The organism is Micromonospora sp. NPDC048063 (genome assembly GCF_043202855.1).
GTDB lineage: Bacteria > Actinomycetota > Actinomycetes > Mycobacteriales > Micromonosporaceae > Micromonospora.
Genome location: NZ_JBIDBG010000026.1, coordinates 1 through 22,688, shown reverse-complemented (window position 1 = coordinate 22,688; position 22,688 = coordinate 1). Strand labels below are relative to the sequence as shown.

The window sequence follows — 22,688 nt, the reverse complement described above, 5'->3', positions numbered from 1 at the left end:
ACTTCTCTCCGCCGCTCCTACAGTGGGTGGTCACCCATCACTCGAGCCCTGAAGGTGACATGAGCATCCGCGTGTACCGCAACGCCGCCATCCGCACCGGGGACGCCGGCAACCCGACGGCCCGGGCCATGGCCGTGGTCGGCGAGCGGCTGCTGGCCGTCGGCACGGAGGCGGAGGTGCGCGCCGCCGCGGGACCCGGCGCGGAGCTGGTCGACCTGGCGGGCGCCGCCGTGCTCCCCGGTCTCTACGACGCGCACATCCACACCGCGCAGTACGCCCACAGCCTGGACGCGGTGGACCTGCGCGACGTGCGTTCCCTGGACGACGCGCTGGCCATGGTGGCCGCGCACGCGGCGCGGCTGCGACCGGGCGCCTGGCTGTTCGGCGGCAGGTGGAACAGCAACACATGGGATCCGCCGAGGCAGCCGGACAGGTACGCCCTGGACTCGGTCTGTCCGGAGTTGCCGGTCGTGCTGCCGAACGCGGACGGCCACACGGTGTGGGCCAACTCGGCGGCCCTGCGCCTGGCCGGCATCGACGCCGACACCCCCGACCCGGTGGGCGGTGAGATCGTCAGGGACGAGCGCGGGGAACCCACCGGCATCCTGCGCGAGACGGCCTGTCGTCCGCTGGAGGGCCTCATGGTCTCCCGCGATCTGCGCGAGCAACTCCGCGTCGCGCAGGACGAACTGCTCGCCCTCGGTCTGACCAGCGTGCACGACATCGACGGCGAGGACTGCCGGGCGGCCTACCTGGAGTTGCGGGAGGCCGGCGAGCTGAAGCTGCGCGTACACAAGGCCATTCCGTCGGTCCACCTGGAGGAGGCGATCGCCGAGGGTCGCCGCACCGGGCAGGGCGACGACTGGTTCCGCACCGGGCCCGTGAAGATCTTCAGCGACGGGGCGCTGGGCTCGCACACCTGCCACATGAGCGAGCCCTTCGCCGGCGAGCACCCCAACGTCGGCATCGCCGTCACGCCGTACGAGGACCTGGTCAAGCTCTTCGCCAGGGCGGCGGAGAACGGCATCGCCGTGGCCACGCACGCCATCGGCGACCAGGCCAACCACCTCGTCATCGACGCCTACGAGGCCGTCGGCCGCACGCCGGGGCTGCGGCACCGCATCGAGCACGCCCAGCACCTGCGGGCCGGCGACCTGGCCCGGATGGCCCGGCTGGGCGTCGTCGCCTCGATGCAGCCCGTGCACTGCACCAGCGACATCGACCTCGTCGACACCCTGCTGGCCGGGCACGACCTGGCCTCCTACGCCTGGCGCGGGATGCTCGACGCCGGCGTCGGCCTGGCCTTCGGCTCGGACGCCCCGGTCGAGCACCCCAACCCCTTCGCCGCCCTGTACGCCGCGGTGACCCGTACCCGTCCCGACGGGACGCCCGTGGGCGGCTGGCAGCCCGAGCAGCGGCTCACCATGGCCGAGGCGCTCGCCGCCCACACCCTCGGCGCGGCCCACGCCGCGGGCGAGGAGGACCGCAAGGGCGTCCTCGCGCCCGGCATGCTGGCCGACTTCATCGCGGTGGACACCGACCCCTGGCTGGAGTCGCCGGACGCGGTGCTGCGCACCCGGGTCATGACCACCGTCGTGGGCGGCGAGATCCGCTGGCAGCGCGGGTGAGCGCCGCGACGGCGTGACGGCGGCCAGCGGCGCGACGGCCACGGCCCGGGGCGCCGACGCCGGGACCCGGTGACGTGGCCGGCACCGGGGGGAGGACGTGACCGGCGGGGTCACCCGCGCCGACGCGCCGGCCCGGTGCTCAGGATCGGACGGGCGTGAGGGTGACGGGCACCGCGACGACGTGCCGGCGCGTCCCGTCCGCCGCCGAGACCTCGTACGCCTCGATCGTGCCGGGCTGCTCCCGCCGCACCCGGTAGGCGACGGCGACCCGGAAGTCGCCCCGGCAGCCCGTGCCGCAGGTGGCCGTGGTGAAGGTGGTCGCCACCGTCCGGCCCGCCGCGTCGAGCACCCGGACCGTGACGGTGGCCTCGAACACGTCGGCGGTGCCGGTGACGGTGACCGGGCTGCCGACCCGAGCGCCGATGGTCGGACCGGTGACCACGACGGGTGGCAGCAGGTCCGCGTAGTCGGCCCGGCCGACCGGGGGACCGGCGGCGAGGCGGACCCGCTTGACGGTGGGGAACTGGGTGAGCGTGTAGACCACCTGCGCCTCGCGCAGCCGCCGGCTCGGCGCGTCGCCGCCCGCCGGGGCGGGCGCGACCGTCGCCACGCCGTCGGCGATGCGGGTGACCTCGCCGCCGGCGGGCAGCAGGGTGGTCAGCCCGGTGGCGGCCTCCGCCGGGGTGGGCCCGGCGGCCAGTTCGGCCAGCGCCAGCCGGGACGTCGCCACCGTGGCCGGCCGGGTGCGCCGGGTCGGCGCGAGCCGCCCGTCCCGGACGTACCACAGCTCGACGGTGACGGTCTGCGGCCGGGTCGGGGCGGCGGTGGTCGCGGCGGGCGTGGGGGAGCGGCCCGGTCCGGCCGTCGGCGGCGCCGCGGTCGAGCCGGGCGGCGGCGCCGGCGTGGACGGGGTGGCGACCGGCGGCGGCGCGGTGGGCGCGGGGCCGAGCGAGCCGGACCGGGGCGCGGCGCAGCCGGCGGGCAACAGCGCGGCGGCGAGCAGCGCGGCGACCGTGGCGCGCCGGGTCACCGCGCACCGCCCGTCCGCGACGCCGGCTCGGCGGGCGGGCGGGAGGGCGGTGGCGACCGCGGCGTGCCGGCTCACCGCGCACCGTCCGACGCCGGCTCGGCGGGCAGGTCCAGCCGGAACCGGGTGGCCACCCACGGCTCGCTGCGCACGCTCAGCCGCCCGCCGAGCAGGTGGGCGTTCTCCCGGGCGATGGCCAGGCCCAGCCCGCTGCCCCGGCCGGAGCGGGCCGGGTCGACCTTGTGGAAGCGGTCGAACAGGCGCGGCAGGTGCTCCGTCGGGATGCCCGGGCCCTGGTCGCTGACCTCGAAGACGACCCGCGACCCGTCGCCGGCGACCGCGGCCCGGAGCTCGCCGCCGCCGTGCTCGACCGCGTTGGCGACGAGGTTCGCCAGCACCCGCTCCAGCCGGCGCGGGTCGGTGCGCAGCGGCACCGGCGCGCCGTCGATCCGCACCCGGTCGGACCAGCCGCGGGCCGCGACGATCGCCCGCAGCAGGGCGACCGGGTCGACGGCGGCGACGGCGAGCCGTTCCCGCCCGGCGTCCAGCCGGGAGATCTCCATCAGGTCCTCCACCAGACGGCGCAGCCGGACCACGTCGGCGACCAGCAGCTCCGCCGCGCGCCGCGCGTCGCCCGGCAGTTGGTCCAGGTGGTCGCGCAGCAGCGACGCCGCCGCCACCAGGGCGGTCACGGGGGTACGCAGCTCGTGCGCCACGTCGGCGGTGAACCGCCGCTCCCGCGCCTGGGCGGCGGAGAGCGCCTCGATCTTCGCCGCCAGCGCCTCGGCCATCTCGTTGAACGAGGCGGCCCAGTCGCTGAACTCGTCGCGCCCGCGTACCGGCAGGCGGGTGTCGAGCAGCCCCTCGGTGAGGGCCCGCGCGGCCCGGCTGGCCCGGCCGACCGGCTCCAGCGTGCGCCGGGCGAGGGTGTGCCCCACCCCGGCGGCGAGCAGCACCACCAGCACCCAGCCGGCCAGCAGGGCCGTGCGCAGCTGGTCCAGGTCGGCGGCGATGTCGTCCTCGACGGTGACGACGTACAGCTCGGCCGTCGAACCGGGGATGCGGCCACCGACCACGAGCAGCCGGGGCCGCTCCTGCGGCGACGACCGCTCGTACCCGAGCTGCCCCTCCGCGACGGCGGCCCGCAGCCGCGCCCCCAGCGGCGGCGCGTACGCCGGGTGGGAGGGGTGCTGCCCGTCGTCGACCAGCACCACGTGCCGGCCGCTGCCCTCGAAGCTGGTCAACAGCTCGCCGCGACGGTCCTCGGTCAACGGCAGGAACTGCCCGGCCAGGACGAGCCGGTAGCGGGCGTCGGCCGCCGCCTGGTGCAGCGACGCGTCAAACCGGGCCTGCCGCAGCAGCAGCCAGGAGCCGCCGGCCAGCAGCCCGGCGGAGACCCCGGCGACGAGCACGAACGCGATGGTCAGCCGGCGGCGCAGGCGTCCGGGCGGTACGGCGCGTCCGGCCATCGCGCACCCTCCCTCAGCCCGGCGACAGCTTGTAGCCGGCCCCGCGCACCGTCCGCAGGAGCCGGGGGTGCGCGGGATCGTCCTCGATCTTGGCGCGCAGCCGCTGCACCGCCACGTCGACCAGCCGGGAGTCGCCGAGGTAGCCGTGCTGCCACACCCGCTCCAGCAGCACCTCCCGGGTGAAGACCTGGCCGGGGCGGCGGGCGAGTTCGCGCAGCAGGCGGAACTCGGTGGCGGTCAGCGCCACCTCCCGGCCGGCCTTGCGGACGACGAAGCCGCCCGGGTCGATCTCCAACCCGGCGACCTCGATGACGGCGGCGACGACGGGGCCGCCCGCCCGGCGCAGCGCCGACCGGACCCGGGCCACCAGCTCGGGCAGGTCGAACGGCTTGCGCAGGTAGTCGTCGGCGCCGCACTCGAGGCCGACGACGACGTCCACGGTGTCGGTGCGCGCGGTCAGCATCAGGATGGGTACGCCGCTGGTGCGCCGGATCTCCCGGCAGACCTCGATGCCGTCCAGGCCGGGCAGCATGACGTCGAGCACGATCAGGTCGGGCGGCCGGGCACGCCACGCCGCCAGCGCCTCCCGCCCGTCGACTGCGGTGTCGACCCGGAAACCGGCGCGGCGCAGCCCGAGTGCGGTGACCTCCCGGATGGAGGCATCGTCCTCGACGACCAGCACGCGGCCCTCCACGAGCCGAGGGTAGCCCCGCGACGGCCCGCGCCGACCTGGCGGAACGGACGGTGTCGGGGGCCCGGCCGGCGCCGGACCCCCGGTTCCGCGGCGGTCACTGCTGCCACTGGTGTGCCACGTCGAGCACGATCCGGCTGTGTGTGCCCGGGCCGGTCAGCACGAACACCCGGAACGGCAGGCGGGCCCGCACGCCGACCGCGAAGGTGGTGTAGCCCTCGAAGCTGCCGCCGAAGACCACATCCCGCAGCGTCCGGTGGCGCAGCACGTTCGCGGCGTGCTCACCGACCTGGTAGGGCACGGTGCCGACGTGCGCGTCGTCGTGCGCCGGGGCCCGCAGCGAGATCCGCAGCAGCTCGTCGCCGGCGGTGTACGGCGACAGCGGCAGGCCCTCGCCCTCGGTCCACGTCTCGCCGTAGCCGACCGTGTAGCCGGTGACCGGGCCGGCGAACTCGAACACCACCCGGTCGAAGCAGTCGTGCCGCCCGGTGCGCACGTCGACCAGCGGGGCGCTGCTCGGCGTGCCGGCCGATTTCTCCGCGCTGCCCCAGGTGATCCCGCAGTACGGCGATCCGGTCGCCGCCGCCGTCGTGGTCGCCGCCGTGCCGGTGCCGGCGCCGGCCAACAGTGCGGCGAGCACCACGACCAGGGCCGTCAGTCCATTCCTGATCCGCATCGTCCTCTCCCGTTCTTCCGTTTCCGGTCGGTGCCCGGCCTCGTCGCCGGGGTCGTCGGGTCCACGGTGGAACGCCCCCACGGCAGCAGCTTCGCCGTGCGGTAACGCCCGCGTAACAGCTCGTGTCCGCGGCGCTGCCGCGCGATCGGGCGGTGCCGACCTCGACCACGGGACCGGCCGACCGGTGCGGGCTGAGCCCGGGTACGGTGTCGGCGCACCTCGGGGGCGCTGCACGACGCGGGGCTGGTGGGCGCCCACCGCGCCGGCCGCTTCGTGCGGCACGCGCGGACCACCGCCGCCGAGGTGCTGACTGCCACCCCGACTCTTCGGAAGGGACCACCGATGACCGGCCGTACGCCGAAGGTCTCCTGCGTCTTCGTCTGCCACGACGGCGCGGGCCGGCTGCTGCTGGCCCGGCGCGCGGCCGGTGCCCGGGACGAGCCGGGGGCCTGGGACACCGGCGCCGGGGCACTGGAGTTCGGCGAGAGCTTCGAGGCGGCGGTCGTCCGCGAGGTCACCGAGGAGTACGCGGCCACGCCACGGTCGGTCTCCCTGCTCGGCGTGCGCAACGTGCTGCGCGACGACCCGCCCTCGCACTGGGTGGCGGTGCTCTTCGCGGTCCGGGTGGACCCGGCGGAGGTGGCCATCGGTGAGCCGCACAAGTTCGACCGGATCGGCTGGTTCACCCGCGATGCCCTGCCCGCGCCGCTGCACTCGCAGCTGCCGGCCACCCTGGCGATGCTTCCCGACCCGCTGCCCTGACCGGCGCGTCCGCCCGCCCGCCGCCGTCGGCGCTCACCCGTGTGTCGCTCGCCGTCGTCCCCGGGGCGGCGGGCCGGCGGTGGACGGAGGTGCCCCTCGACCTGGCCTGCGGTGCACGGGCGGGGGCGCCGGTATGACGATTCCGTTATGCCCCATATCGACGACCCTCGTTCTAACATCCACGTACATCGATGACCGGCGGTGGCACGCCGCCGGACAACCGCAGGGAGTGCGTGTATGTTCCGACGACAACTGCTGCGCACGGCGGGCGCCGTGCTGGCGGCGGTCCTGGCCGCAACCGGAATGCAGGTCGCCACCGACGCCAGCGCGTCCGCCGCCGCCCGGACCGTCTACTACGACGCGAGCCGGGCCGGCGAGTTCCGCACCAACTTCGACCAGGCCGCAGCCATTTGGAACAGCCAGGTCAGCAACGTCCAACTGGTGGCCCGCACACCGGGCAACGTCACCATCTACGTCGACAGCGGCTGGCCGCGGGCGCAGGTCACCGGGCTCGGCTCCGGCCGGATCTGGATGGGCTGGACCGCCGTCAACCAGGGGTACGACCGCACCCGCATCGCCAGCCACGAGCTGGGCCACATCCTCGGCCTGCCGGACCGGCGCACCGGGCTGTGTTCCGACCTGATGTCCGGCAGCAGCGCCCCGGTCTCCTGCCGCAACGCGTACCCGAGCGCCACCGAGGCGTCCCGGGTGAACTCGCTGTTCGCCGGCGGCCTGGCCGCGTCCGCGGTGCCCACCGGCACGTACTCGTGGAACGACGGCGACGACATCGAGCCGTACGTCGTCGGCGGCCGGCCGGCCACCGAGAACTACCCGTGGATGGTGTACGTCTCCGGCTGCACCGGCACGCTGATCAAGGCCAACTGGGCGGTCACCGCCCGGCACTGCTCGACGCCGTCCTCGGTGCGGGTGGGCAGCATCTACCGCAACAGCGGCGGCACGGTCGTCTCCGTGATCCGCGCGGTCAGCCACCCCAGCGTCGACGTGAAGCTGCTGCAACTGTCCGGCTCGGTCGGCTACGCCCCGGCGCCGATCCCCGGCACCTCGGGCGCGGTCGGCACCGCCACCCGGATCATCGGCTGGGGTCAGACCTGCCCGACCCCCGGCTGCGGCGGCGCCCCGACCGTCGCGTACGAACTGGACACCTCGATCGTGTCGGACAGCCGCTGCATCGGCATCAACGGCCCGTACGAGATCTGCACCAACAACACCAACGGCAACTCGGGCGCCTGCTACGGCGACTCGGGCGGCCCGCAGGTACGCCGGATCAACGGGGTGTGGAACCTGATCGGCGCCACCAGCCGGTCCGGCAACAACAACTCCACCTGCGCCACCGGCCCGTCCATCTACGTCGACCTGCCGTCCATCCGATCCTGGATCAACACCCAGGTCGGCGGTCTGCCGGTCTGACGAACCCGACCCGGGGGGACGCCGTGCTCGGCGTCCCCCCGTCCGTCGTCGGCCGGGCCGCCGCGCCGGGGTGTCACGCGGCGACCACCCGCTGTGCGGTACCGTGCGTGACACATCGACCCCTTCCGAGGTGAACCATGTCCGGCGTGGCCGCACTCGCCCTGACCCTGGCGCTCGCTCCCGCGCCCACGCCGTCGGCCTCGGGCGGGCCCGTCGGCGACCTCCTCGGCGGTATCGGGCAGATCGTGGACGACCTGCTCACCGGAGGGGGTGGGACCACCCCGGGCGCCTCCCCGACGCCGGTCCCGTCCGGCTCGACCGCCCCGGCGTCGCCCCGCCCGTCGGCGGCGCCGGGCGCGCCGCGCCCGTCCACGTCGACCACCGCGTCCCCCCGCGCCGATTCGGCTCGGACGGCCGAGGGTCCGGGCGAGCGCAAGGCGGCGGTGCCCGCCCCGAACGGGCGGACCGGCACCTCGGGCGATGCGTCCACAGTCACTGCCCCGCCGCTGGACGGCGACGGGGATCCGGCGGTGCGTTGGCTTCTCTACGGCCTGGCGGCGACCGCCGTGGCCGTGCCGGTGCTGCTCGTCCTGCGCCGGCGTCGGCCCGCCGTCGCGCAGGTGGGCCCGGCCGGCGCGCCCGCGCCCACGCCCGATCCCGCCGGGGAACCCCTGGTCGACAACGTGACCCGGTTGCCGACGAACCTGAACGCCATCTACGAGCTGGGCCGACTCGACGAGCGGCTGAGCCAGGAGCGCCAACGCCGGTCCTGACGGACGCGCCGGCCCGCACGCAGCGTCGCCCCGTTTCCGTGCGGACCCGCACGCACCGTCGCCCCGTTCCGTGGACACCCCGGGTAGTCCGGCGATGACGCGCTGACCAGCGCGTCGCTCCTGTTGGAAACGTTTTCGTAACGGGCCCTTGACCTCCTCGCCACGCGCGGCGCAGACTCCCGGAAACGTTTACAGGAAACAGGTGGAGGTGCCGGGGCGTGGGTCGTAAACGTTTACCGGAGTCGGCCGACAGCCGGCCCACCGTCCACACCGTCGCGGCCCGCGCCGGTGTCTCCATCGCCTCCGCCTCCCGGGTGCTCAACGGCGTCGGCGGCAGCGAGGAGACCATCCGCAAGGTCCGCGCCGCGGCGGCGGAGGTCGGGTACGTGCCCAACGCCATCGCCCGGTCGTTGCAGTCCCAGCGCACCGGACTGGTCGCGCTCGCGGTCGAGGACATCGGCAACCCGGTCTACGTGTCGATGATGCGGGCCATCGAGGCGGTGGTGGCCGCGTCCGGGCGGCAGCTGCTGGTCCACGCCACCGGCGGGCAGATCGCCAACGAGACCGCACTGCTGCGCCGGCTGGCCAACCGCTACGTCGACGGCATGATCCTGTCGCCGATCCGAGTCACCGACGACCACCTCGCCGCGCTCGTGCAGAGTCCGGTGCCGGTGGTGGTGATCGGCCAGCTCGGCGCCGACGCGCCCGTCGACAACGTGCGTACCGACTCCCGGCGCGGCGTCGCGCTGGCCGTGGAGCACCTGGTGGCCAGCGGGCGGCGCCGGATCGGCTTCGTCAACGGCCCGCTGGACACCGTCCCCGGCGCCGCCCGCGACGCCGGCTTCCGCGCCGCCCTCGCCGCGCACGCCGTTCCCCTCGACGAACGCCTGGTCGAGGTCGGCGACTTCCAGTACGCGGCCGGCCGCGCGGCGACCGAACGGCTGCTCGCCCGGACCCGCCCGGACGCCCTGGTCTGCGCCAACGACCTGATCGCGGTCGGCGCGCTGCACGCGCTGCTGGCCGCCGGGCACCGGGTGCCCGAGGACGTGGCGGTGATCGGCATGGACGACACCGAGCTGGCCCAGATGATGTTCCCCCAACTGTCCAGCGTCTCGCTCGGCTCGGCCGAGCGCGGTCGACGGGCGGCCGAACTGCTGCTCCAGCGGATCGCCGACCCCGCCCTGCCGCCCCGCCGCGAGCAGGTGTCGCCCAGCCTCGTCGTCCGCGCCTCCAGCCGGGCCGCCGTGACCACCCCCCGTCCGTCCACGGAAGAGGTGCCGTCTTGACGACTGTGGCCGAGCGGCCGGACGTCGACCGGGCCGGAGCGGCCCGTCGGCACAGCCGGTCCCGCTCCGACCGGACCATGATCTACCTGCTGTTGCTCCCGTCGCTGCTGCCGATCCTGGTGCTGTCGGTCTTCCCCCTGGTACGCGGCATGTACCTCGGGTTCACCGACGCCCGGGCCGGGCGCAACGTGGAGGTCAGCTTCACCGGGTTGGCGAACTACCGCGAGCTGCTCGGCGACGAGCTGTTCTGGAACTCCTTCCAGGTCGGCCTGCTCTGGGCGTTCGGGGTGACCGTCCTGCAGTTCCTGCTGGCCCTCGGGCTCGCGCTGCTGCTGAACCAGCGGTTGCGCTTCCGGGGCGTGGCACGGGTGCTGGCCGTGGTGCCGTGGGCGATGCCACCGGTGGTGGTCGGCATCCTGTGGAAGCTGGTCTACCACCCGGACGCGGGCCTGCTGAACGAGTTCTTCCACCGCGTCGGCGCCGACGGCCTGCGGGCCAACTGGCTCGGCGACTTCGGCACCGCCCTGCCGGCGGTGATCATCGTCGGGGTGTGGGCGGGCATGCCGCAGACCACCGTCGTGCTCCTCGCCGGCCTGCAGGGGGTCGGCCGCGAGCTGCACGAGGCCGCCGCGGTGGACGGCGCCAGCACCTGGCACAGGTTCCGGCACGTCACGCTGCCCGCGCTGGCCCCGGTGATCGTGGCCATCACCTCGCTGGACTTCATCTGGAACTTCAACTCGTTCGGCCTGGTCTACGTGCTGACCGCCGGCGGGCCGGGCGGCAAGACCATGCTGCCGATGCTCTTCGCCTACGAGGAGGCGTTCCGCTACGGCAACTACGGCTACGCCGCCGCGCTCGGCAACGTGATGGTCGTGATCATCGTGGCGCTGCTCGCCGTGTATCTCCGTCGCCGGTTGAGGGAGGCGAACTAGTCGTGATCAGTGCGAGGAGTGAGCTTGCGAGCCCCGCAGTCCGGATCGGAGGGCAGTGATGTTCGGAAAGCCGAGCCGCACCGGGCGGGCGTTGCAGTACGTCGCCCTGGCCGGCTACCTGGTCTTCCTCGGGTTCCCGCTGGTCTGGCTGGTCTCGACGGCCTTCAAGCCGCCCCGGGAGCTGGTCCAGCTGCACCCGACCCTGATCCCCGCCAACCCGACGGTGCAGAACTTCGTCCAGGCGTTCACCGAGCAGGAGTTGGGCCGGGCCGCGCTGAACAGCCTCCAGGTCTCGCTCGCCTCGGCCCTGCTCACCGTGCTGGTCGCGCTGCCCGCGTCGTACGCCCTGGCCCGGTTCCGCTCGAAGCTCGGCACCGCGGCCCTGGGCTGGGTGCTGCTGTCCCAGCTCTTCCCGTTCGTGCTGCTGATCATCCCGATCTTTCTGGTGCTGCGGCAGGTCGGGCTGGCCAACACGCACGCCGGGCTGGTGCTCATCTACGTGGTCTGGGCGCTGCCGTTCGCGCTGTGGATGCTGCAGGGCTTCGTCCGCAACATCCCGCGGGAACTGGAGGAGGCCGCCTCCGTCGACGGCGCCAGCCGCGTGCAGATCCTGCGGCGGGTGGTCTTCCCGCTGCTCGCCCCCGGCCTGGTCGCCACCGCGCTGTTCTCGTTCATCTCGGCCTGGAACGAGTTCTTCTTCGCCCTCGTGCTGATCAAGACCCCGGAGCTGGCCACCCTGCCGGTGGCGCTCGCCCGCTTCGTGGGCATCGAGGGCACCGCCCGCCTGGGCCCCCTCGCGGCCGGTTCGCTGCTGGCCACCCTGCCCAGCCTGATCTTCTTCGCGTTCATGCAACGCCGGCTTTCGTCCGGGTCGCTCGCCGGCGCGGTCAAGGGCTGACACCGTCCCCCACCCACCACCCAGGAGGTAACCCCCCATGCTCCGTACCAGATTCCGTCGACTCGCCGCGGCCGCCGCGGTCGCGGTCGTCGGCCTCGGCGCGCTCAGCGCGTGCGGTGACGGCGGCGACGACGAGTCCACGTCCGGCCCGGTCAAGCTGCGCTTCCTCAGCCTGGCCTGGCAGAAGGAGTCGCTCCAGGCCAACAAGGACCTGGTCGCCAAGTGGAACGCCGAGCACCCCGACATCCAGGTCGAGTACGTCCAGGGCGACTGGAACTCCGTCCACGACCAGCTCCTCACCTCCTTCGAGGGCGGCGACGCGGCCGACATCGTGCACTACGAGGCGTCCGCGATCGGCGAGTTCAGCAAGCAGGGCTACCTGGCCGACCTGTCCAAGCTCGTCTCCGACGACCTCAAGGGCCAGATCGACCAGGGCATCTGGGACACCGTCACCTACGACGGCAAGGTCACCGGCGTGCCGTTCCTGCTGGAGTCGCAGGTCGTCATCGCCAACAAGAAGTTGCTCGACGCCGCCGGCATCGCGGTGCCGCCGGCCGACGGCGGCTGGACCTGGGACGAGTTCCAGGCCAACGCGCAGAAGCTCACCAAGCCGGGTCAGTACGGCGCGGCCTGGGCCCTCAAGTCGCCTACCAACCGGGTGCTGAACCTGGCACTCAACTTCGACGGGAAGTTCTTCCACACCGACGGCGGCCGCACCGAGGTCAAGGTGGGCGACGCCGAGAAGGAGGTCCCGAAGCGCATCCACGACATGATCTACACCGCGAAGTCGGCCTCGCCGGAGGCGCTCGGGATGAGCGGCGCGGACACCCTGCCCGGCTTCTTCGGCGGCAAGTACGCGATGCTGCCCGGCTCGGTGTCGCTGCGTCAGCAGATGGTCGAGCAGGCGCCGGCCGGCTTCGAGTGGGTCACCCTGCCGCCGCTGAAGGGGTTGTCCGCGACCCACGCGGCGAACCCGCAGACGCTGTCCGTCAGTGAGGACTCCACGCACAAGAAGCAGGCCGCGCAGTTCCTGGAGTTCTTCCTCAACCCGACCAACATGGCCACCCTCGCCAAGGGCGACTGGCTGATCCCGACCGGCAAGCAGGCCAACGCGGAGCTGGTCAAGCTGACCGGCGGCAAGCAGGGCTGGGACGTGGCCGCCGACAGCGCCGCCGACCTGACCGTCGCGCCGTTCCAGAAGGCCGACGGCTACCCGGAGTGGAAGACCAAGTACGCCACCCCGGCCCTCCAGCAGTACTTCGCCAACAAGATCACCCTGGATCAGCTCGGCACGCAGCTGGTCGACGGTGGCAAGCAGGTTCTGAGGTAACCATGTCTCTCCTTCTCGACAAGTCGGTCGGATGTCTCGTCGGCGCCGCCGTGGGTGACGCCCTCGGCGGGGCGACCGAGACGGCACTTCCGGAGCAGATCCGTGCCCGCTTCGGCGGCTGGGTGGAGGGCATCGTGCCCCCGTACCACGCCGACTGGGCGACCGCGCGGCCACTCGCGCCGTACCACAAGGGCGACGGGCACATCACCGACGACACGTTGATGACCCACGCGCTGGTGCGGGCGTACGCGGCCAAGCGCGACCATCTCGACGCCTACGACGTGGTGGAACTGCTCGTCCCCGACCTGATCGAGCGGGTGGTGTACATCCCGGACCTGGAGCGCGAGGGGGTGACCTTCCACCGGCTCGCCGCCGCCGAGCGGTGGTTGGTCACCCGCCTGCACCACGCGCACGCCGACCCCCGCGAGGGCGGGGTGGGCAACATCGTCAACTGCGGCGCCGCCATGTACATGGCCCCGGTCGGCATCGTCAACGCGGGCGACCCGGCCGGGGCGTACGCCGAGGCGGTGGAGATCGCCGGAGCGCACCAGCACAGCTACGGGCGGGAGGCCGCGGCGGTCTTCGCCGCCGCGGTCGCCGCCGCCGCGACCCCCGGCGCGGGCGTCGACGACGTGGTCGCCGCCGCGCTGGACCTGGCCCGCGACGGCACCCGGGTGGCCATCGACGCGGTGGTCAAGGAGGCCCGGGGCCACCACGACTGGCGGGCCGCCATCGGCCCGCTGCGCGGTGCGGTCGCCCCCTTCGACACGGTGGGGGAGGAGTACCGCAGCCCGGGGCTGGGCGCCCGGCGGCCGAGCCGGCTGCACGCCATCGAGGAACTGCCGGTGGCGATCGGCATGCTGGTGGTGGCCGGTGGCGAGTTCCGCGACGCGGTGCTCGGCGCGGTCAACTACGGCCGGGACGCCGACTCGACCGCCACCATGGCGGCGGCGATCGCCGGGGCGCTCGGCGGCGCGGCGGCGGTGCCGGCGGAGTGGTCGGAGGCGGTCGCCATCGCCTCCCGCACCGACCTGGTCGCGCCCGCCCGGGTGCTCGCCGCGGTGGCCACGGAGGTCTTCGAGCGCGACCGGGAGCGCTTCGCCCGCCGGGCCGAGCGCTTCGCCGGCCTCGCCGACGGTCCGGCGCGGGGCACCGACCCCGCCGGGCCTGAGCAGGCGCCCGGGGAGTCGGGCCGGTGAGGATCACCTGGGTGCAGCCCGAGGACCTGCTGCCGCACGAGATCGCGGCCAGCCGGGACGAGGGGCGCGACGTCGGCGCGATCGCCGAGCGGTGGCGCGCGGCCGGCGGAAACCTCACCCCGCCGGTCAGCGGGGCGTCGCCCACGCCCGCGGCACCCCGGCTGCGGGCCCTCGCCACGCGGCTGCTCGACGAGGCCGACGCGCTGCCGGGAGCCGGCAGCCCCGACGAGCCCGAGGAGCTGGCCGCCGTCCGCGCCAGCTGGCCGGCGGAGTGGTCGCTGCCCGCCGGCCCGGCCGCGTACGACCGGGTGCGCGGCGCGTGGCTCGGCCGGGCGGCCGGCTGCCTGCTCGGCAAGCCGGTCGAGAAGATCCCCCGCCACGGGATCCGGGAGATCCTCGTCGCCACCGGCCGCTGGCCGCTGCGCGACTGGTTCACCGCCCGGGGGCTGCCCGCCGACGTGGCGGCCCGCTGGCCGTGGAACCGGCGCAGCGCCCCGACCAGCCTGGCCGAGAACATCGACGGGATGCCCGAGGACGACGACCTGAACTTCGCGCTGCTGGCGCTGCGCGTGCTGGAGACGTACGGGCGGGACTTCACCAGCGCCGACGTGGCGCAGGCGTGGCTGGACTGGCTGCCCGGCGGGCGGGTCTTCACCGCCGAACGGGTGGCCTACCGCAACCTGCTGCTGGGGCTGGCCCCGCCGGACACGGCGCGGCGGCACAACCCGTTCCGGGAGTGGATCGGCGCCCAGATCCGCACCGACGTGTACGGCTGGGTCAACCCCGGGCGCCCCGACCTGGCCGCCGAGCTGGCCTGGCGCGACGCCACGGTCAGCCACGTCCGCGCCGGGGTGTACGGGGCGATGTGGGTCGCGGCCCTGGCCGCCGCCGCCACGGTGGCGGGCGACGTCGACGAGGTGCTCGACGCCGGCGAGGCGGTGCTGCCGCCGCGCAGCCGGTTCGCCGCCACGGTCCGGGAGGCGCGCGCCCTCGGCTCGCGCACGGACGACTGGGAGGCGGTGGTGGACGAGCTGTACGCCCGGCACGGCCACCTGCACTGGGTGCACGTGCGCAACAACGCCGCGCTGGTCGCCGCCGCCCTCGCGTACGGGCGGGGCGAGCTGGAGCGGTCGATCTGCGCGGTCGTCAGCGGCGGCTGGGACACCGACTCCACCGGGGCCACCGTCGGCGCGGTGACCGGGGCGCTGACCGGCGCGTCCGGGCTGCCCGAGCGTTGGGTCGGCCCGCTGCGCGGCCGGCTCGCCAGCAGCATCGCCGGATTCGACGGCATCGGCTTCGACGAACTGGCCGCCCGCACCGTCGCCCTCGCCGAGCCGGGTGCCGCCGGGGCGCCCGTCGGCGTCGCCACGACCGAGGGCGGGCCGGCGTGAGCGCGCGGGTGGTCGTGGTGGGCAGCGCCAACCTGGACCTGGTGGTCACCGCGCCGCACCTGCCCCGCCCCGGCGAGACGGTGCTCGGGGAGGACTTCCGGACCGTGCCCGGCGGCAAGGGCGCCAACCAGGCCGTCGCCGCCGCCCGGGCGGGCGCGCACTGCGCGTTCGTGGGCGCGGTCGGCGCCGACGAGTTCGGGCAGCAACTGCGGGACAACCTGGTCGCCGCCGGGGTGGACGTGCGTGGCCTGCGTACCGTCCCCGGCCCCTCGGGGGTCGCCCTGATCGGGGTCGACCGGGCGGCGGAGAACTTCATCGTGGTCGCCCCCGGCGCGAACGCCGCGCTGACCGACCTGAACGCCGCCGACGGGGCGGCGATCGGCGCGGCCGACGTGCTGCTGCTCCAACTGGAGGTGCCGCTGCCGACCGTGGTGGAGGCCGCCGGCCGGGCCCGCGCCGCGGGCACCACGGTGGTGCTCAACGCCGCGCCGGCGGCGCCGTTGCCGGCGGACCTGCTCGGGCTGGTCGACGTGCTGGTCGTCAACGAGCACGAGGCGGCCGTCGTCGCCGCGACGGCCCCCGACGAGCCGGCCGTCCTGCTCGACGCCCTGCTGGAGCTGGTGCCCCGGGTGGTGCTGACGCTCGGTGCTCGGGGTGCCGCGTACGCCGACCGGCGCGGTTCGCGACTGGAGATCCCCGCCCCGCGCATCGCTGCGGTGGACACCACCGCCGCCGGGGACGCGTTCACCGGCGCCCTCGCCGTCGGCTGGGCCGAACGCGGCGCCGCGCGCGACGCCGACACCGTCGCCGCCGTCCTGCGCTGGGCCTGCGCGGCCGGCGCGGCATGTGCGCAGCGCCCCGGCGCGTCCACCGCGCTGCCCGACCGGGCCGCCATCGAGGACCTGTACGCCGCGACCTACCGAGGTGCCCCGTGAGCTTCAACCCCTACGTGCCGCGCCCCATCGACCGGCCGACGGAGGTCCCGCTGGGCGGGCACGCCGACCTGACCACGTTGGACGAGGCGAAGGTCTTCGCCGCCCCGGGCGACCCGGCCGACTGGCCGGCCTGGCGGGAGCAGCTCACCCGCTGGCGCGCCGACGCCCGTGCCCGCCTCGGCTACACCGGGGCGCACTACGACGAGATCCCCGGCGACTGCTTCAGCGTCTGCCTCGCCTGGCTGTGGGACGAGACGCTCTACGACCACGAGCGGGGCGTCTTCACCGTCGACGCGTTCCTTGACGCCGCCGAGCGGGACTTCGGGGGCTTCGACGGGATCGTCCTGTGGCACGCGTACCCGGTGATCGGGCTGGACGAACGCAACCAGTTCGACTACTACCGCGACCTCCCCGAGCTGCCCGAGGTGGTGCGCGCCTTCCAGCGGCGCGGGGTGCGGGTGTTCGTCGACTACAACCCGTGGGACACCGGCACCCGGCGCGAGGCCGGCACCGACGCGCAGGAGGTCGCCGCGCTGGCCGGCAAGCTCGGCGTCGACGGGGTCTTCCTCGACACCCTCAAGGAGGGCGCCGACGAGCTGCGCCGGGAGTTGGACGCCGTCCGCCCCGGCATCGTCCTCGAAGGCGAGAGCCGCGTGCCGCTGGCCCGCATCGCCGACCACGCGATGTCGTGGGCGCAGTGGTTCGCCGACTCCGAGGTCCCCGGCGTGCTGCGCGCCAAGTGGTTCGAGCGCCGGCACGTGCTGCACCACACCCGCCGCTGGCACCGCAGCCACCTCGACGAGCTGCACTCCGCCTGGCTCAACGGCTGCGGCGTGCTGGTCTGGGAGAGCGTGTTCGGCGTCTGGGTGGGCTGGAACGACCGGGACCGGGCCGTGCTGCGGGCGATGCGCCGGGTGCAGGCCAGCCACGCCGCGTGGCTGCGCGCCGAGGACTGGGTCCCGCTCGCCGACCACCCCGGCACCGGTCAGGTGTACGCGTCCCGCTGGACGCACGACGGCGAGCCGCTGTGGACGGTGGTGAACCGGGCCGATGATTACGACGGGCCGTGGCTGCGTACCGCGCCGCGTCCCGGCCGGCGCTTCGTCGACCTGGTCACCGGCGCCGAGCTGGCCGTCAGCGCAGAGCCGGACGGCACGGTCGCCGTCGGCGGTCCGCTGCCGGCCGGGGCGGTCGCCGCGGTCGTCGCGACCGCCGACGCGTCGGTGCCGTCGCACCCGGCGGCGGTCGGCGACCCGTCCTTCCCGGCCCGGACGGCGCAGCGGCTGCGCGTGCCGTGGGCGCCCCGGCGCGACGTGCCCGACGGCATGGTGGCGGTCGACGGCGGAAGACGGGAGCTGCTCGTGCGCCACCGGGTGCGGGAGACCGGACTCTACGGCGAGACCCCGTACGTCGACGAGTGGAAGCCGCTGCCGCCCCGGCTGCACCACACCGGCACGCTGCGCCGCGCCGTCCGGCTCGGCCGGTTCGCCATCGACACCCACGAGGTCACCCACGGCCGGTACGCCGAGTTCCTGCGCGCCACCGGCCACCGGCCGGCGCGCCCCGAGCGGTTCACCGCCGGACAGGGCCCGGCCGACGCCCCGGTCACCGGCGTCGACCTCGCCGACGCCCGGGCCTACGCGGCCTGGGCCGGGCTGCGGCTGCCCACCGAGGACGAGTGGCAGGTGGCCGCCGAGGCGGGGCTGCTGCACCGCCGGGAACCGCTGGTGTGGAACCTGACCGAGAGCGAGCACTCCGACGGGCGGACCCGCTTCGTGATCCTCAAGGGTGGCGCCGCGTACCGGGCGGAGGGCTCCGACTGGTATCTCGACGGCGGCCCGCAACCGCCGGACGTGTCGGTGAAGCTGCTGCTGCTCGGCGCCGGCCTGACCCGATCCGATCAGGTCGGCTTCCGCTGCGCCGCCGACCTTCCCGCCGAGGAGTGACCCGATGAGAAGACGTTGGCGGATCGGCGGCGGCGTGGCCGCCGTGCTCCTCGTGTTCGGCCTGGCCGGCGCGGTGCCCGGCGCGGCCGGCGCGGAGCGTCTCCGGGCAGGCACGCTGACCACCGCCGCGGCGCCGTCCGCGGCGCTGGGCGCTCCGATCGACTACACGGTCTACCTGCCGCACGGCTACGGCGAGGCGACGGCGAGCCGCTACCCGGTGCTGTACCTGTTGCACGGGCGGGGCGACACCATGCAGGCGTGGACCCGGGTCAAGGCCGACCTAGACCGGCTGATCGCCGACGGCGACGTGCCGCCGGTGATCGCGGTGCTGCCCGACGCGCCGTGGAGCAGCCGCGGCAGCTGGTACGTCGACTCCGGGTACACCGGCGCGGACGATCCCGGCCGGCCGGTGGAGACCGCCCTCACCGGGGATCTGGTGCGGCACGTCGACGCCACCTACCGCACCGCGGCCCACCGGGGGGCGCGCCTGGTCGGCGGCTACTCGATGGGCGGCGCCGGTGCGCTGCGCTACGCCCTGGCCCACCAGGACCTGTTCGGCCACGCGCTGGTGCTCAGCCCGGCGGTGTACCGGCCGCTGCCGCCAGCCGACTCGTCGGCGCGCGAGTTCGGCGGCTTCGGCTCCGGCGGGCAGCGCTTCTCCGACGAGGTCTACCGGCGACTGAACTACCCGGCCCTGCTGCCGGGCCTGGACGCGGAGTCCCCGGTGCGGATGTACGTCGCGGTCGGCGACGACGAGTGGGCGAACCCCGACCCGGCCGACGCCGCCCACGACCTGGACTACGAGGCCGCCACCCTCTACAACACCGTGCGCCGCTCCGACGCGATCGCCGCGGAGTTCCGGGTGCTCGACGGGGGGCACGACTGGGACGTCTGGCGACCCGCCTTCGCGGACGGGCTGAGGCACCTGGCGGCGACGCTGAGCGTCACCCCGCCGGCCGGGCTGCCCGGGCCGCCGCACGGCACCGCGGGCACCGACTGGGCCGGCGGCGTGGCCGCCCACCCCGACGGCAGCACCACCCTCGGGTACGCCGCCTCCGGCCCGGTCGCCGGCCAGCCGTACGCCGGCGGGCTGGACGCCGTGGTCAGCCGCGTCACGGCCGGCGGGGCCCCGGCCTGGACGAGGCAGTTCGGCACGGCCGCCAACGACCGCCTCCACGGCGTGGTGCCGCTCGCCGACGGCGGGGTGGTCGCCGCCGGCTACACCCGCGGCGACCTGGACGGGACGCACCCGGGCAGCCCCGCCGACGACGGCTTCGTCGTCAGGTTGACCGGGACGGGGCAGCGGGCCTGGCTCACCCAGGCCGGCGACCCGGCCAAGGCCGACCGGTTCTACGCCGTCGCGGCGGCCCCCGACGGCGGCGCCTACGTCGCCGGCTACACCAGCGGCTCGTTCGCCGGGCAGAGCGGCGCCGGGGACAAGGACGCGATCCTGGCCCGCATCGCCCCGGACGGGCGGATCGCCTGGAGCCGGCAGTTCGGCGGTTCCGGCGAGGACAAGGCGTACGCGGTGACGGCCGACGCCGAGGGCGTGTACGTGGCCGGCGGCACCTCCGCCGGCCTGCCCGACACCACCGCGCTGGGCGGCAGCGACGGGTGGCTCGCCCGGTTCGACGCCAGCGGCACCCGCACGTGGGTGACCTCGGTGGGCGGCGCCGGCGACGACCTGCTCGGCGGCGTCGCGATCAGCGCCGACGGCCTCGTGGTCGCCACCGGCTCCACCGGCGGCGAGGCCACCGCCGGCGGCAGCGACGTGCTCACCGTGGCGTACACCGGTGCCGGCCGGCAGCGCTGGCGGACGGTGACCGGCGGGCGGGGCGCGGACGCGGGTGCGGACGTGGTGGCGCTGCCCGACGGTGCGGTCGCCGTGGTCGGCTTCACCGGCAGCGCGCTCGGCCTGCCGGTCGGCGGCGCGGACGTGCTGACCCTGCGGCTGGACGCGCGGGGCCGCCAGGCCGGGGTGGCCCAGTACGGCACCGCCCGCGACGACGCCGCCGACGCCTTCGGCGAGGAGAACGTCTACGCGACCCTCGGTGCCGACGGGCGGCTACTGGTCACCGGGCTCACCGCCGGGACCACGTCGGGCGGGGCGGCGCTCGGCAACGGCGACGTCTTCCTCGCCGCCGTCGATCCGACGAAAGGGACGCCTTGAACAGCCCAGCTGACGCCGGTGCCGACCGGACCCGCCCGCTCGACGGGGTGAAGGTGGTCGACCTGGCCACCCTCTTCGCCGGGCCGCTCGCGGCGGCGTTCCTCGGCGACTTCGGCGCCGACGTGGTCAAGGTGGAGCATCCGGCCAAGCCGGACCCGTCGCGGGGGCACGGCCCGGCGAAGGACGGCGTCGGGCTGTGGTGGAAGGTGCTCGGACGCAACAAGCGCACGATGACCCTGAACCTGTCCGACCCGCGGGGCGCCGAACTGCTGCGCCGCCTGCTCGCCGACGCGGACGTGCTGGTGGAGAACTTCCGCCCCGGCACCCTGGAACGGTGGGGGCTCGGCCCGGCCGAGCTGCACGAGGTCAACCCCCGGCTGGTGATCGCCCGGATCAGCGGCTTCGGTCAGGTCGGCCCGTACGCGCGGCGGCCGGGCTTCGGCACCCTCGCCGAGGCGATGAGCGGCTTCGCCGCCGCCACCGGCGAGCCGGACGGCCCGCCGACGCTGCCCCCGTTCGGGCTGGCCGACTCGGTCACCGCGCTCGCCGCCGCGTACGCGGTCATGCTGGCCCTGCGGGCCCGCGACCTCACCGGCGCCGGCCAGGTGGTGGACCTCGCCATCATCGAACCGATCATGGCGATGCTGGGCCCCCAGATCACCTGGTACGACCAGCTCGGCTACGTCCAGCCCCGGCTGGGCAACCGGTCCAACAACAACGCGCCGCGCAACACGTACCGCTGCGCCGACGGGCGCTGGGTGGCGGTGTCGACCAGCGCGCAGAGCATCGCCGAGCGGGTGCTGCGGCTGGTCGGCCGCCCGGAACTGGTGGACGAGCCGTGGTTCGCCACCGGCAGCGGCCGGGCCGCGCACGCCGACGAACTGGACGCCGCCGTGGGCGCCTGGGTCGCGCGGCGCGACCGGGACGAGGTGGTGGCCGCGTTCGAGGCCGCCGAGGCGGCCGTCGCCCCGGTCTACGACGTACGCGACATCCTCGCCGACCCGCAGTACGCCGCGCTCGGCACCGTCCGCACGGTCCCCGACGAGGAACTCGGTGAGGTACGGATGCAGAACGTGCCGTTCCGGCTCTCGGAGACGCCGGGGGACATCCGGCACGCCGGGCGCCGGCACGGCCAGGACACCGACGCGGTGTTCCGGTCGCTGGGCCTGACCGACGGCGAGTTGGCGGCACTGCGCGAGAAGGGGGTGATCTGAATGCTGCTGACCTGGCTCTACGTGCCGGGTGACCGGCCGGACCGGTTCGCCAAGGCGGTCGCCTCCGGCGCCGACGCGGTGATCCTCGACCTCGAGGACGCGGTGCTCGCCGACCGCAAGGCGTACGCGCGGCAGGCCGTCGCCGAGTTCCTCGGGCAGTCGCACCCCGTGGCGGTCCAGGTCCGGGTCAACGAGCTGACCGGCCCGGACGTCGACGCCGACCTGGCCGCGGTGGTCGGCCGCCCCGGGCTGGCGGGCCTGCGGCTGCCGAAGGTGGAGTCGGCGACCGCCGTCGCCGCCCTTGCCGCCCGGGTGGACACCCCGCTGCACCCGTTGGTCGAGTCGGCCCTCGGTCTGGAGGCCGCGTACGCCATCGCCACCGCCGCTCCCGCCGTGGCCTCGATCGGCCTCGGCGAGGCCGACCTGCGCTCCGACCTCGGCGTCGACGACGAGGCCGGTCTGGCGTGGGCGCGCGGCCGGATCGTGGTGGCGGCCCGCGCCGCCGCCCTGCCCCCGCCCGCCATGTCGGTGTACCCGAACGTGGCCGACGCCGACGGCCTGGCCGCCTCCTGCGCGGTGGGCCGGCGGCTCGGCTTCCTCGGCCGGGCGGCCATCCACCCGCGCCAGCTACCGGTGATTGCCGAGGCGTTCCGGCCGGCGGAGCGGGAGGTCGCGCGGGCCGAGGAACTGCTCGCCGCGGTGGCCGAGGCGCAGACCCGGGACTCCGGGACCGTGGTGCTGCCGGACGGCCGGTTCGCCGACCGGGCGATGGTGGCCGCCGCCCGTCGCACGGTCGACCTGGCCGCCCGCTACGCGGCCTGACCGGGCGTACGACGAGAGGGCCGGCCCCGTTCGGGGCCGGCCCTTGTCGTTGGTGGTGGTGGGATCAGGCGGCGTAGCCGCGGGTGGCGATCCAGTCGGCGAGGGCCTCGG

The 22,688-nt window shown here is 75.2% G+C and carries 19 protein-coding genes; 15 read left to right on the top strand and 4 right to left on the bottom strand.

Going from position 1 to position 22,688, the window contains the following annotated elements; all coding sequences use genetic code 11:
* The first annotated feature begins 59 nt into the window (after nt 1-59).
* Nucleotides 60-1,628 (top strand): amidohydrolase, encoded by a 1,569-nt coding sequence (locus ACGFZ2_RS32455; protein WP_393460410.1) that lies wholly within the window; start codon nt 60-62, stop codon nt 1,626-1,628.
* A 139-nt stretch (nt 1,629-1,767) separates the two neighbouring features.
* Here ACGFZ2_RS32455 and ACGFZ2_RS32450 read toward each other — a convergent pair whose 3' ends face one another.
* The 4 genes from ACGFZ2_RS32450 to ACGFZ2_RS32435 all read right to left on the bottom strand — a co-directional run bounded on the left by ACGFZ2_RS32450 (nt 1,768) and on the right by ACGFZ2_RS32435 (nt 5,491).
* Nucleotides 1,768-2,733: a Gmad2 immunoglobulin-like domain-containing protein gene (locus tag ACGFZ2_RS32450; RefSeq protein ID WP_393460407.1), complete on the bottom strand. Its 966-nt coding sequence runs from the start codon at nt 2,731-2,733 to the stop codon at nt 1,768-1,770.
* A complete protein-coding gene (locus tag ACGFZ2_RS32445; RefSeq protein ID WP_393460404.1) occupies nt 2,730-4,124 on the bottom strand; it encodes an ATP-binding protein in 1,395 nt (464 codons plus the stop codon). The genes ACGFZ2_RS32450 and ACGFZ2_RS32445 overlap by 4 nt, the downstream gene beginning before the upstream one ends.
* A gap of 13 nt (nt 4,125-4,137) precedes the next feature.
* Nucleotides 4,138-4,818 carry a response regulator gene (locus ACGFZ2_RS32440; RefSeq protein WP_393460401.1) on the bottom strand — a complete coding sequence of 227 codons (681 nt, stop codon included), beginning with the start codon at nt 4,816-4,818 and terminating at the stop codon, nt 4,138-4,140.
* Between the two features lie 94 nt (nt 4,819-4,912).
* Nucleotides 4,913-5,491, bottom strand: a complete 579-nt coding sequence (locus ACGFZ2_RS32435; RefSeq protein ID WP_393460398.1) for a hypothetical protein — start codon at nt 5,489-5,491, stop codon at nt 4,913-4,915.
* A 342-nt stretch (nt 5,492-5,833) separates the two neighbouring features.
* Between ACGFZ2_RS32435 and ACGFZ2_RS32430 the strand changes: the two genes are divergently transcribed.
* The 14 genes from ACGFZ2_RS32430 (at nt 5,834) to ACGFZ2_RS32365 (ending at nt 22,577) form a co-directional block, all read left to right on the top strand.
* Entirely contained in the window at nt 5,834-6,253 is a 420-nt protein-coding gene (locus tag ACGFZ2_RS32430; protein WP_357463128.1) for an NUDIX domain-containing protein, read from the top strand.
* Nucleotides 6,254-6,490: 237 nt separating this feature from the next.
* Entirely contained in the window at nt 6,491-7,681 is a 1,191-nt protein-coding gene (locus tag ACGFZ2_RS32425) for a snapalysin family zinc-dependent metalloprotease (RefSeq protein WP_393270763.1), read from the top strand.
* 146 nt (nt 7,682-7,827) lie between these two features.
* Nucleotides 7,828-8,454 carry a hypothetical protein gene (locus ACGFZ2_RS32420; protein ID WP_393270760.1) on the top strand — a complete coding sequence of 209 codons (627 nt, stop codon included), beginning with the start codon at nt 7,828-7,830 and terminating at the stop codon, nt 8,452-8,454.
* A 218-nt stretch (nt 8,455-8,672) separates the two neighbouring features.
* Complete coding sequence (locus ACGFZ2_RS32415) at nt 8,673-9,740, top strand: LacI family DNA-binding transcriptional regulator (protein ID WP_393270759.1); 1,068 nt, start codon at nt 8,673-8,675, stop codon at nt 9,738-9,740.
* Nucleotides 9,741-9,745: 5 nt separating this feature from the next.
* A complete protein-coding gene (locus ACGFZ2_RS32410; protein WP_357463171.1) occupies nt 9,746-10,672 on the top strand; it encodes a sugar ABC transporter permease in 927 nt (308 codons plus the stop codon).
* 58 nt (nt 10,673-10,730) lie between these two features.
* A complete protein-coding gene (locus tag ACGFZ2_RS32405) occupies nt 10,731-11,570 on the top strand; it encodes a carbohydrate ABC transporter permease (protein ID WP_357463140.1) in 840 nt (279 codons plus the stop codon).
* 37 nt (nt 11,571-11,607) lie between these two features.
* Nucleotides 11,608-12,900 (top strand): ABC transporter substrate-binding protein, encoded by a 1,293-nt coding sequence (locus ACGFZ2_RS32400; protein ID WP_393460395.1) that lies wholly within the window; start codon nt 11,608-11,610, stop codon nt 12,898-12,900.
* A 2-nt stretch (nt 12,901-12,902) separates the two neighbouring features.
* The gene (locus ACGFZ2_RS32395; protein ID WP_393270754.1) at nt 12,903-14,099 is read left to right on the top strand and encodes an ADP-ribosylglycohydrolase family protein; all 1,197 of its coding nucleotides are present in this window, start codon (nt 12,903-12,905) and stop codon (nt 14,097-14,099) included.
* Nucleotides 14,096-15,490, top strand: a complete 1,395-nt coding sequence (locus tag ACGFZ2_RS32390) for an ADP-ribosylglycohydrolase family protein (RefSeq protein ID WP_393460392.1) — start codon at nt 14,096-14,098, stop codon at nt 15,488-15,490. Before ACGFZ2_RS32395 ends, ACGFZ2_RS32390 begins: the two co-directional genes overlap by 4 nt.
* Entirely contained in the window at nt 15,487-16,425 is a 939-nt protein-coding gene (locus tag ACGFZ2_RS32385; RefSeq protein ID WP_393460389.1) for a PfkB family carbohydrate kinase, read from the top strand. Before ACGFZ2_RS32390 ends, ACGFZ2_RS32385 begins: the two co-directional genes overlap by 4 nt.
* The gene (locus ACGFZ2_RS32380) at nt 16,422-18,371 is read left to right on the top strand and encodes an SUMF1/EgtB/PvdO family nonheme iron enzyme (RefSeq protein WP_393460386.1); all 1,950 of its coding nucleotides are present in this window, start codon (nt 16,422-16,424) and stop codon (nt 18,369-18,371) included. The genes ACGFZ2_RS32385 and ACGFZ2_RS32380 overlap by 4 nt, the downstream gene beginning before the upstream one ends.
* 4 nt (nt 18,372-18,375) lie before the next feature.
* Nucleotides 18,376-20,541: an alpha/beta hydrolase-fold protein gene (locus tag ACGFZ2_RS32375; RefSeq protein WP_393270743.1), complete on the top strand. Its 2,166-nt coding sequence runs from the start codon at nt 18,376-18,378 to the stop codon at nt 20,539-20,541.
* A complete protein-coding gene (locus ACGFZ2_RS32370) occupies nt 20,538-21,755 on the top strand; it encodes a CaiB/BaiF CoA transferase family protein (RefSeq protein ID WP_393460383.1) in 1,218 nt (405 codons plus the stop codon). Before ACGFZ2_RS32375 ends, ACGFZ2_RS32370 begins: the two co-directional genes overlap by 4 nt.
* Nucleotides 21,756-22,577, top strand: coding sequence for an HpcH/HpaI aldolase/citrate lyase family protein (locus tag ACGFZ2_RS32365; RefSeq protein ID WP_393270739.1), 822 nt, complete (start codon nt 21,756-21,758; stop codon nt 22,575-22,577).
* Nucleotides 22,578-22,688: the final 111 nt, after the last annotated feature.

Coding starts and splice junctions, on each gene's coding strand:
- ACGFZ2_RS32455 (WP_393460410.1), top strand. CDS start 60: ATGAGCATCCGCGTGTACCGCAACGCCGCCATCCGCACCGGGGACGCC.
- ACGFZ2_RS32445 (WP_393460404.1), bottom strand. CDS start 4,124: ATGGCCGGACGCGCCGTACCGCCCGGACGCCTGCGCCGCCGGCTGACC.
- ACGFZ2_RS32435 (WP_393460398.1), bottom strand. CDS start 5,491: ATGCGGATCAGGAATGGACTGACGGCCCTGGTCGTGGTGCTCGCCGCA.
- ACGFZ2_RS32430 (WP_357463128.1), top strand. CDS start 5,834: ATGACCGGCCGTACGCCGAAGGTCTCCTGCGTCTTCGTCTGCCACGAC.
- ACGFZ2_RS32425 (WP_393270763.1), top strand. CDS start 6,491: ATGTTCCGACGACAACTGCTGCGCACGGCGGGCGCCGTGCTGGCGGCG.
- ACGFZ2_RS32405 (WP_357463140.1), top strand. CDS start 10,731: ATGTTCGGAAAGCCGAGCCGCACCGGGCGGGCGTTGCAGTACGTCGCC.
- ACGFZ2_RS32400 (WP_393460395.1), top strand. CDS start 11,608: ATGCTCCGTACCAGATTCCGTCGACTCGCCGCGGCCGCCGCGGTCGCG.
- ACGFZ2_RS32395 (WP_393270754.1), top strand. CDS start 12,903: ATGTCTCTCCTTCTCGACAAGTCGGTCGGATGTCTCGTCGGCGCCGCC.
- ACGFZ2_RS32375 (WP_393270743.1), top strand. CDS start 18,376: ATGAGAAGACGTTGGCGGATCGGCGGCGGCGTGGCCGCCGTGCTCCTC.
- ACGFZ2_RS32365 (WP_393270739.1), top strand. CDS start 21,756: ATGCTGCTGACCTGGCTCTACGTGCCGGGTGACCGGCCGGACCGGTTC.